Source organism: bacterium (assembly GCA_035307765.1).
Taxonomy (GTDB): Bacteria; Sysuimicrobiota; Sysuimicrobiia; order Sysuimicrobiales; family Segetimicrobiaceae; genus Segetimicrobium.
Window position 1 is genome coordinate 53,493 of sequence record DATGHU010000010.1, and the last position, 8,016, is coordinate 61,508.

An 8,016-nucleotide genomic window follows, 5' to 3' on the forward strand; every position below is an offset into this window, starting at 1 on the left:
GAGGGGCGGCCGGGCCTCGCCCGGTCCACGTCGCCAACCCGCAACCGCCGCCCACTAGCCTGCGCCAGCCGCCCCGGCGGCGACCTGGAGCAACTCGAACCCCGTCGCGCGAACCGCCCAGCGCGCGAATGCGTCGAACGCCTCGCGCTCGCGCATCCCCTCCCGGAAGCGCAGCGACGCCCCGAGATCTCGCCGACCCACATCGAGCAGCTGCATCTCGAGTCGCGCGTCCACCATCTCCCGGGTCGCGAGCCCCGCCTCCTCGAAGATCACCGCCGCCGCGTCGACCGTCGCTGGGGTCAGGTGCGGCAGCGCACCGCTGAGCGCCGCCCACGTCGCGTCATCCGGCCAAGCGAGCGGTGCGTCACCGCGCCACCCTCGCAGCACCCGGTAGATCGCGGCCAGGATCTCCCGGTCCGGGGCGCGGGCGGCCAACTCGCGGCGCCTCGCGTCAATCTCGTTCGTGCCGAAAAGCACCGTCAGCGCGAGCGGGCGCGTCTCGAACCCCATCGAGCCAAGCGCCTCCGAGAATCGCGCCCGGTCCGGGGGAAGCGCGGCGATCATCACCTGGCGCACGTCCGCGGGGAGCATTTCTTCATCGAGCGCCGACGTGGCCACCAGGATTCCCAACCGGCTCTCCTGGAAAGCATGCGCCACAATCTGGCGAACGCGCGCGGGAAGTCCACCGTGCAGGTACCCGACTTTCGAGGATCGATCGCGAGCGCGCTCGCGCAGGTGCCGCGCCAGACGCACGCACTCTGCCCTCCCGCCGGCATAAATGAGAGTCTTCTCGTCTCGGCTAAGGGCTTCCTCCATCACGCCGAGGGCCCCGGGGGTGTTGCGGCGATCGACCACCCGCAGGGCCGCTCTGAGGGCCGGATCGGAAATCACTTCCGCGCCCGGATAGAGGCGAGCCAGCGTGTCGCGCGGAGCGGGCGCGGTCACCGCCAGCACGGGCCGCCCACCGAACATTTCCGCGACCGCCCCCGTCTCCGCCGCCACCCCGTCCATCAGGACCGCGGAGACCCGCTCGGCGTGGCCCCCCACCCACCCGCCGGTCACGGCCTCGGCACTCGCCACAAGCACGTCCACCCCGCCGGCCCGAAGCGCCGCCGCGACCCGTTCGCGCTCGCGGAAGTCCTGGAATCCGTGGACGGACAACACCCGAAATCCCATGGCGCCCAGACGCGCGGTCATCTGGTCGGTCCGGTGGCGCACCTGCCGGCGGAGCGGCGCGATCAGGAGCGCGCAGCGCCCGTCCTGGGCGGTCAACGCCGCCGCGCCGGCGAGTGCGGTCGCCCAGCCCCGGCCCGGCGGGAGCGCGAGCACGACCGACCTCCCGGCCGCGATCGCCGCCAGCGCCTCGCGGTGTGGTGCCGGCAGCGGCCGCCCGCCGTTCAGGGAAGCGGGGAGCCGCTCTTGGATCGCCCGCGCCGAAGGCCGCCCCCGGACATCCCACCCCGCGGATCCGAGGTCGGGGTCGTCGCGTTCGAGAAAGATATTGACGCCGAGCGACCGGTCCCCGCCGCCGGTCACGGTCAGAACGGTGGCTCGATATCGCGCCCCGGCGTCGATGGACGGCGACAGACGACCGGCCAGCGGCGCCCGCAGGTATCCCAACTGCCGGCCATCGGGGGCCAGCACGCGGACGGCGTGCGGGTCGTGCTCGTTCCCCGGCTCCCTGACCAACTGCAACGGGTCACCGGGGCGCAGGGCGGCGATCGCCTCCTGCCGTCCGTCGAAGGTCACGCCGACGACTTTGGTGTAGAGCGCCGCCGCCTCCTCGACCCCGTCGCCTCGAGTCTCATCGAGGTACTCCGCGGCGTGCTGGAAGAGGCGGTCGAGCAGGGCTCCGGTGTCGGTCAAGATCGATTCCGGATCCATTCCCGGCACGTCGAGGGCCTGCACGCGGAGCCGGATCCGGCCGGGGACCAGCCGGTCCCGCTCCGGAACAAAGGCAAGGTCGATGGGAGCCTCGGTGAACAAGAGCAGTTCGCCGCGCGCCGCCATCGCGAACCCGATCGCCTCCACGAGCGCATCTCCGTCCGTCACGTCCATCCTGAGGTGCTGCCCGCCGCCGACGAGCCGGCGGTTGACCGCCCGGACCCCGCGCGACGCCAGCAGCGGCTCGGGGTTTCCCGACCCAAAAGGCCCGAGACGTTCCAGCGCATCCACCAACGATGGGGTGACCTCGGACAACCTCACCTCCGCGTCGATGCGGAGCCGCGGGAGGATCGTCCATGCCGCGGCGCCTGCGGCGGCCCGCGCTTGGAAGGCCCGTCGAAACTCCGGCACCGCCTCCCGCGTCACCGACAGGCCGGCCGCCATGGCGTGGCCGCCAAAGGCGAGCAGGTGTGGCCCGCACGCCCCGAGCGCCTCGGTCAGGTCGAAGCCCTCCACGCTGCGTGCGGACCCGCGGCCGGCGTCCCGATCGAGCGCGATCGCCACCACGGGGCGGCGGTAGCGCTCCGCCAGGCGACCGGCGACGAGTCCGACGACCCCCGGGTGCCACCCGTCGCCCGCCACCACGAACGCCGGCGCCCCGGCGTCCTCCTCGGCCTGAACGAGGGCCTCGGCGAGAACCCGCCCGAGCACGGCCTGCCGCTCGCGGTTGGTGGCGTCGAGGAGATCGGCGAGGGTACGTGCCTCTTGCGGGTCGTCGGTCAGCAGCAGCCGCAGGGCCGGCGATGGATCGCCGAGCCGTCCCGGCGCGTTGAGGCGCGGGCCCAACTGCCATCCCACGTGCCACGCATCCACATCGGCGATCCCCGCCACGCTGGCCAGGGCGCGGATCCCGGCCAGCGGTGCCGCCCGCATCTCCGCCAGTCCCGCGGCGGCCAACCGACGGTTGTCATCGAGCAGGGGAACGACGTCGGCGATCGTCCCGAGGGCGGCAAGCGAGACCAGGCCCGGCTGGAGCGGCGAGGCGGCGCCCAGATGCCGCCCGAGCGCCAGGATGAACGCAAACGCCAACCCCGCGGCACAGAAGGGAGCGGTGCCGGACCCCCGCGGCGGTGCCACGATCGTCGCCTCCGGCCGCTCGGCTGTGGGGACATGGTGGTCAAGGACCAGGACGTCGCATCCCAACGCCCGCGCCCGTCCCACCGACTCCGTCGCGGTGATCCCGCAGTCCGCCGCGATCAGCACCTGCGCGCCCCGGGCCGCAAGGGCCTCGACCGCCCGCAGCCCAAGCCCGTAGCCGTCCTGGAACCGATGCGGGAGATACCATCCCGGGTCGCCGCCGAGCGCCCGCAGCCCGCGCACGAGGATCGCCGTGGCGGAGATGCCGTCGACGTCGTAGTCACCGTGAACGGCGATGGACTGGCCCGCCGCCAGCGCGAGCGCCACCCGCTCAACCGCGCCGGGCATCTCCGGGAGCGCCAGGGGATCGGACAGATCGTCCAAGCTGGGATGGAGAAACCGCCTGGCCGCTTCGACGGTCGTCACCCCCCGCCGGCGCAGCATCGCCGCAGCCAGGGGATGGAGATCCAGCGCGGCCGCAAGCGCGGCCGCCTCCGCGTCCTTCGGCTCTACGATCCAGCTCTCCACCGCCATCCTGGCATCATTATATCGCCCGTGGGAACCGGCAGGGCGGCGGAGCGCGGAGCGGGTCAGGGCAGTCTGCGGGTCTCCTCCAGCGGATTCGAAGGCGGGGGTGCGGTGACGAGCGACGACGCGGAGGGATGAGGGTCAAGGGGTTCGTGCGCGCGGACGCGGCCTTCCAGGGTGCGGATCTGCCGCGCCAGGCGGAAGTGATGTCCCAACGACCCCAGATAGGTCAGCAGCGCCCCGATCACCCCGGCCCCAACGATGACCAGGGCCAGCGGACCGCTGTAGACCGTGACCTGCCAGAAGTTGACCGTGACCGTGCTGAGGTTGCTCAACGCGAAGACCGTGACCACCACCAGCAGGATGACCAGGAAGAGCAACGTCCGGCCCATCGGTCCCGTCTACCGTCGCCGCCGGCTGCCCTTGCGCCGCCGCGAGGCGCCCTGTCCGGGCGCCCCCGACCCGGTGCCCGATGGGGCGGGAGCCACCGCCTCGCCGTCCTCGGTGGTGACCTGAGCGGCGCCGAGGCCGGAGGTCCGATCGGAGGCGCGCGCGGTTCGGGCCTCGGCCCCCCTCGCTCCCCGCCGCCGTTCGGTCCAGTTGCGCCAGTCCACCAGGATCGGGCTCGCGTTGAAGATCGACGAATACCCCCCGGTGATGATGCTCACCACCAGCCCGAAGGCGACGTCGCGGATCGTCTCGCCCCCAAAGATGTAGACCGCCCCGATCGCCAGCACCGCGGTCATCGCGGTGTTGATGGACCGGACGATGGCTTCCAACACGCTGCGGTTCACCAAGTGCTCGAAGGGCTCGCGGGTCCGCATCGCCAGGTTCTCGCGGATCCGGTCGAAGATGACGATCGTGTCGTTGATCGAATACCCGGCGACGGTGAGCAGCACCGCGAGGAAGCTGGCGTTGACCTCCCGCTGGGTCAGCGCGAACGCGCCGACCACCACCAGGAGATCGTGAAGCAGCGCGATGTCCGCCGCGATGGCGAACCGAACGGAGTGGAAGCGGATGGAAATGAACACCACCTGCAGGATCAATCCAATCGCCACACCGAAAATCGCGACGTTGCGGAGTTCGGCGCCGATCTCGGGGCCGACCGTGTCCACGCGCAGCATCTTCGCGCTGGGGAACTTGGCGGTCACCGCCTCGATCACGGCGGTGGTCTGCTGCGGCGAGAGCGGGCGGGTGCGGATGATCACTTGGTTGTCGCCGGACCGCTGGATGATCGCGTCCCCGAGCTGAAACCCGTTCATGATGCTCCGGATGTCCCCGACGGCGAACGGCTGCGTGATCCGCAATTCGAGCGAGTTGCCCCCGGTGAAGTCAACCCCCCAGTTCAGCGCGTGATGGTCGTTGACGTGATGGACGTACAGCGCGACCAGACCGGGGATGATCACCGCCAGCGACAGCGCGTACCACCACCGCCGCCGGCCGATCAGGTTGAAGGTGCCCGACGTCGCCATCGCCTAGCCTCCCGCCGCCGGCGCCGTCTCCCGCCGCCGGCCCGTGGTGGCGATGTTCTCGATCCACTTCGCCGCCGACGAGTCGAGCGCGAGATCGACGAAAACCCGGGTGACGACGATGGCGGTGAAGATGCTGGTCAGGATCCCCAACATCAAGGTAACGGCGAACCCGCGGACCGGCCCCGTGCCGAGCCAGAGCAGCACCGCCGCTCCGATCAGCGTGGTGGTATTCGAATCGAAAATGGTGACGATGGCCCGGCTCCAGCCCGTGCCGATCGCGGCGCGAAGGGTCTTCCCTCCCCGCAACTCCTCCTTCACCTTCTCGAAGATGATCACGTTGGCGTCCACCGCCACCCCGAGCGAGAGGATAAACCCGGCGATCCCCGGCAGGGTGAGTGTGGCCCCGATCAACGTCAGCAGCGCGAACAGGATGAGGGTGTAGACGCCGAGCGCCAGATCCGCCAGCAACCCGGGGAACCGGTAGTACAGCGCCATGAAGAGGGCCACCATCACGACCGCGATGTAGCCGGCGCGCATGCTCAGGTCGATCGAGTCACGCCCCAAGAGCGGGCCGACCGTTCGGTTCTCGACCACCTCGACCGGCACCGGGAGCGCGCCGGCGCGCAGGAGGACCGCCAGGTCTCGCGCCGACTCCAGAGTGAATCCGCCCTGGATGATCCCCCGCCCGCCGGGGATCGCGCTGTTGATCACCGGCGAGCTGATCACGCGATTGTCGAGCACAATCGTCAGATACTTCCCGATATTCTTGGTGGTGTAATCCTCAAACTGCTTCGCGGCGGAGCTCTTCAGGGTGAAGCCGACGATCGGCGCGCCGAACTGATCGAATTGCTCCTGCGCCGTGACGAGGTCCGCGCCGGTGATCAGCACTTTCTTCGTGACCTTGTAGATCCGCTTGGTGGCCGGGTCCACCGCCGTCTCGTTGTCCGTCCACCCGGTCCCCGCGGGCAGCGAGGTCGTGGCCGTGTCGACAAACTCGAGGAGCGCGGTCTTGCCGATCAACTCGATCGCCCGCTGCGGGTTCTCGATCCCCGGCAACTCCGCGACGATCCGATCCCTCCCCTGGCGCGTGATCGCCGGCTCGGCCACGCCCAACTGGTCGATGCGGTTGCGGATCACGCGGAGCACCGCGTCCATCGCGTCGTTGGTGATCGGGGTCTGGGCGGTCGGCTTCGCCTGCAGCACGATGTGGCTCCCGCCGCGGAGATCCAATCCCAAGTTGAGGTGCAACTGCGGGGCCTGAAACGTCGGATTGGTCGGTCCCCCGGGGAACACCACCGGCTCGAACGTGATCAGAAACGCCGCCACCGCGATCAGGATGACCCCGAGAAGCCGAACCGGATGACTGAGTCTCACTTAGACGATCCCCTCCAGTAGGTCCCGCTCATGCCTGGGCGGGAGAGCGGGAAGACATAAAAAAAGCCTGTGAAAGCCGCGCTTCATTATATCGGCGCCCCGAGCGCGCTGTCAAACAACCGCACCCGCTCCCGCTGAGTGCCAAACGCCTCCCCCGGTCGGTTCCCGGCCGCGGAACCCCGCACCGACCCTACGCCGTCGACAGGGGCGGACGGAACGGGTCGCGACGGGCGGTCTGGCGGCCCCCGGGGAGGTCCCCCTCGTGCCCCGGCGCGGGCCGGTAGTGCCCCTCGAAGAACCGAAGGGCGCCCTCGTTGAGCAGATGATAGTAGGTGGAAAAGGTGCGCCGCGCCTCGCCCCCGCTCCACCGCTCGGGCAAGAGCTCCTGCGGGAGCCCGGGGTCGATGAACAGGAACTTCCGAAACGCGTGCACGAGCCGAGTCTTCTCCGCGAAGCAGGTGGCATCGGATGGCGGATCCCCCGCGGGCGGTCCGCCGGACTCCCCCGAGCCCGCGCTCCGATACCGGTCGAGGCGCGGCTGCCACTCCGCCACGAATCCCCCGTACGCGGCATCGATCGCAGGCAGGTCCCAGTAACGCGTGGCCAGCCGGTCATCGGCGGTCGGCCCGTCGTGGCTCGCCGTGAACGTCTCGACCCCGCCGCTCAACCCGTACCGCTCCTCCAGGGCCACGGTCCGGTCGAGCAGATCGTTGGGGGTGAGGTAGATGCCCCGGGAGAGCGGAGCAAACCCCATCCAGGTCAGCTCACGGCGGAGGCGCTCCCGCCCCTCCCGGTCCCGCCCGGGGGCGGCGACGACCAGGATCCGCCAGCGTCCGTCCCAGGGTTCCGGATGCAGCTTGAAGATCCGCTGCGCCGCTTCGTCGATCCGCTCGCGCCCCCGCTCGGAGAGCGAGTAGTAGCTGGCCCGTCCGTACCTGATCGGCACAAGCCAGCCCTGCCGGGTCATGCGCGAGACGGCCGCGCGCACCGCCGATGAGGTGAATCCCAGTTCGGCCAGCAGGGCGATCATGCTGCCCACCCAAATCGTGTTCCCATAGTGGCGGACGTAGTCGCCGTAGAGCGTGAACAGCGTCGACCGGGCCTGCATCGGGGGCCTAGCGCGGCTTCCCCAACGCCGCCTTGCGGCACCGAGACACTGATATGGACGAGCCTGTCAAGACGGTCGGGTCTTTCATGTCATGGTCGATGCTCCTCTTCGGGTCACGATTGTGATTCGTCGGGAGCTGCCTCCATCTAGGGACGTGGATCAGCACAGACGTCCGCCTGGGCGCCACATAATGTCGACGAGGATGCTTCGTGCCGCTGCCTCGCCTCCAGGCCCAGAACGCTCCACCAAGGTCCCCTCCTGCCTACGCCGGCATCCGGTGCGGGCACTGTTTAGCAATCGCCCACACAAACCCCGCCAGTTCCCGCGCCACGGCGACCGCGGTGACTTGGCTCAGCTTACTCCGACTCAGAAGACGCCAGAACTTGCGGTGCAACCGATCTTGTGCCCGCCGGGCGATCCGGAGGACTTCGGGCGGAACACCTTGGCGCCGCTTCCGGAGCTCGGGGCTGGTCGTGTTGCGGTGGCGGTAGCTCCACGCGGCCTCGACCCAAA

6 protein-coding genes are annotated in these 8,016 nt (G+C 70.1%); all 6 read right to left on the minus strand.

The window, feature by feature from the left end; genetic code table 11:
* Positions 1 to 54: 54 nt before the first annotated feature.
* A complete protein-coding gene (gene recJ, locus VKV57_03680) occupies positions 55 to 3,549 on the minus strand; it encodes a single-stranded-DNA-specific exonuclease RecJ (GenBank protein ID HLW59007.1) in 3,495 nt (1,164 codons plus the stop codon).
* A 62-nt stretch (positions 3,550 to 3,611) separates the two neighbouring features.
* The gene (locus VKV57_03685) at positions 3,612 to 3,941 is read right to left on the minus strand and encodes a LapA family protein (GenBank protein ID HLW59008.1); all 330 of its coding nucleotides are present in this window, start codon (positions 3,939 to 3,941) and stop codon (positions 3,612 to 3,614) included.
* A gap of 9 nt (positions 3,942 to 3,950) precedes the next feature.
* Entirely contained in the window at positions 3,951 to 5,021 is a 1,071-nt protein-coding gene (gene secF, locus VKV57_03690; protein ID HLW59009.1) for a protein translocase subunit SecF, read from the minus strand.
* Positions 5,022 to 5,024: 3 nt separating this feature from the next.
* Positions 5,025 to 6,395 (minus strand): protein translocase subunit SecD, encoded by a 1,371-nt coding sequence (gene secD / locus VKV57_03695; protein HLW59010.1) that lies wholly within the window; start codon positions 6,393 to 6,395, stop codon positions 5,025 to 5,027.
* 190 nt (positions 6,396 to 6,585) lie between these two features.
* Positions 6,586 to 7,503: a PaaX family transcriptional regulator C-terminal domain-containing protein gene (locus VKV57_03700; GenBank protein ID HLW59011.1), complete on the minus strand. Its 918-nt coding sequence runs from the start codon at positions 7,501 to 7,503 to the stop codon at positions 6,586 to 6,588.
* 262 nt (positions 7,504 to 7,765) lie between these two features.
* Positions 7,766 to 8,016, minus strand: a 251-nt coding sequence (locus VKV57_03705; protein ID HLW59012.1) for an IS110 family transposase, incomplete at its 5' end; no start/stop codon positions are given.

Coding starts and splice junctions, on each gene's coding strand:
- secF (HLW59009.1), bottom strand. CDS start 5,021: ATGGCGACGTCGGGCACCTTCAACCTGATCGGCCGGCGGCGGTGGTGG.
- VKV57_03685 (HLW59008.1), bottom strand. CDS start 3,941: ATGGGCCGGACGTTGCTCTTCCTGGTCATCCTGCTGGTGGTGGTCACG.
- VKV57_03700 (HLW59011.1), bottom strand. CDS start 7,503: ATGCAGGCCCGGTCGACGCTGTTCACGCTCTACGGCGACTACGTCCGC.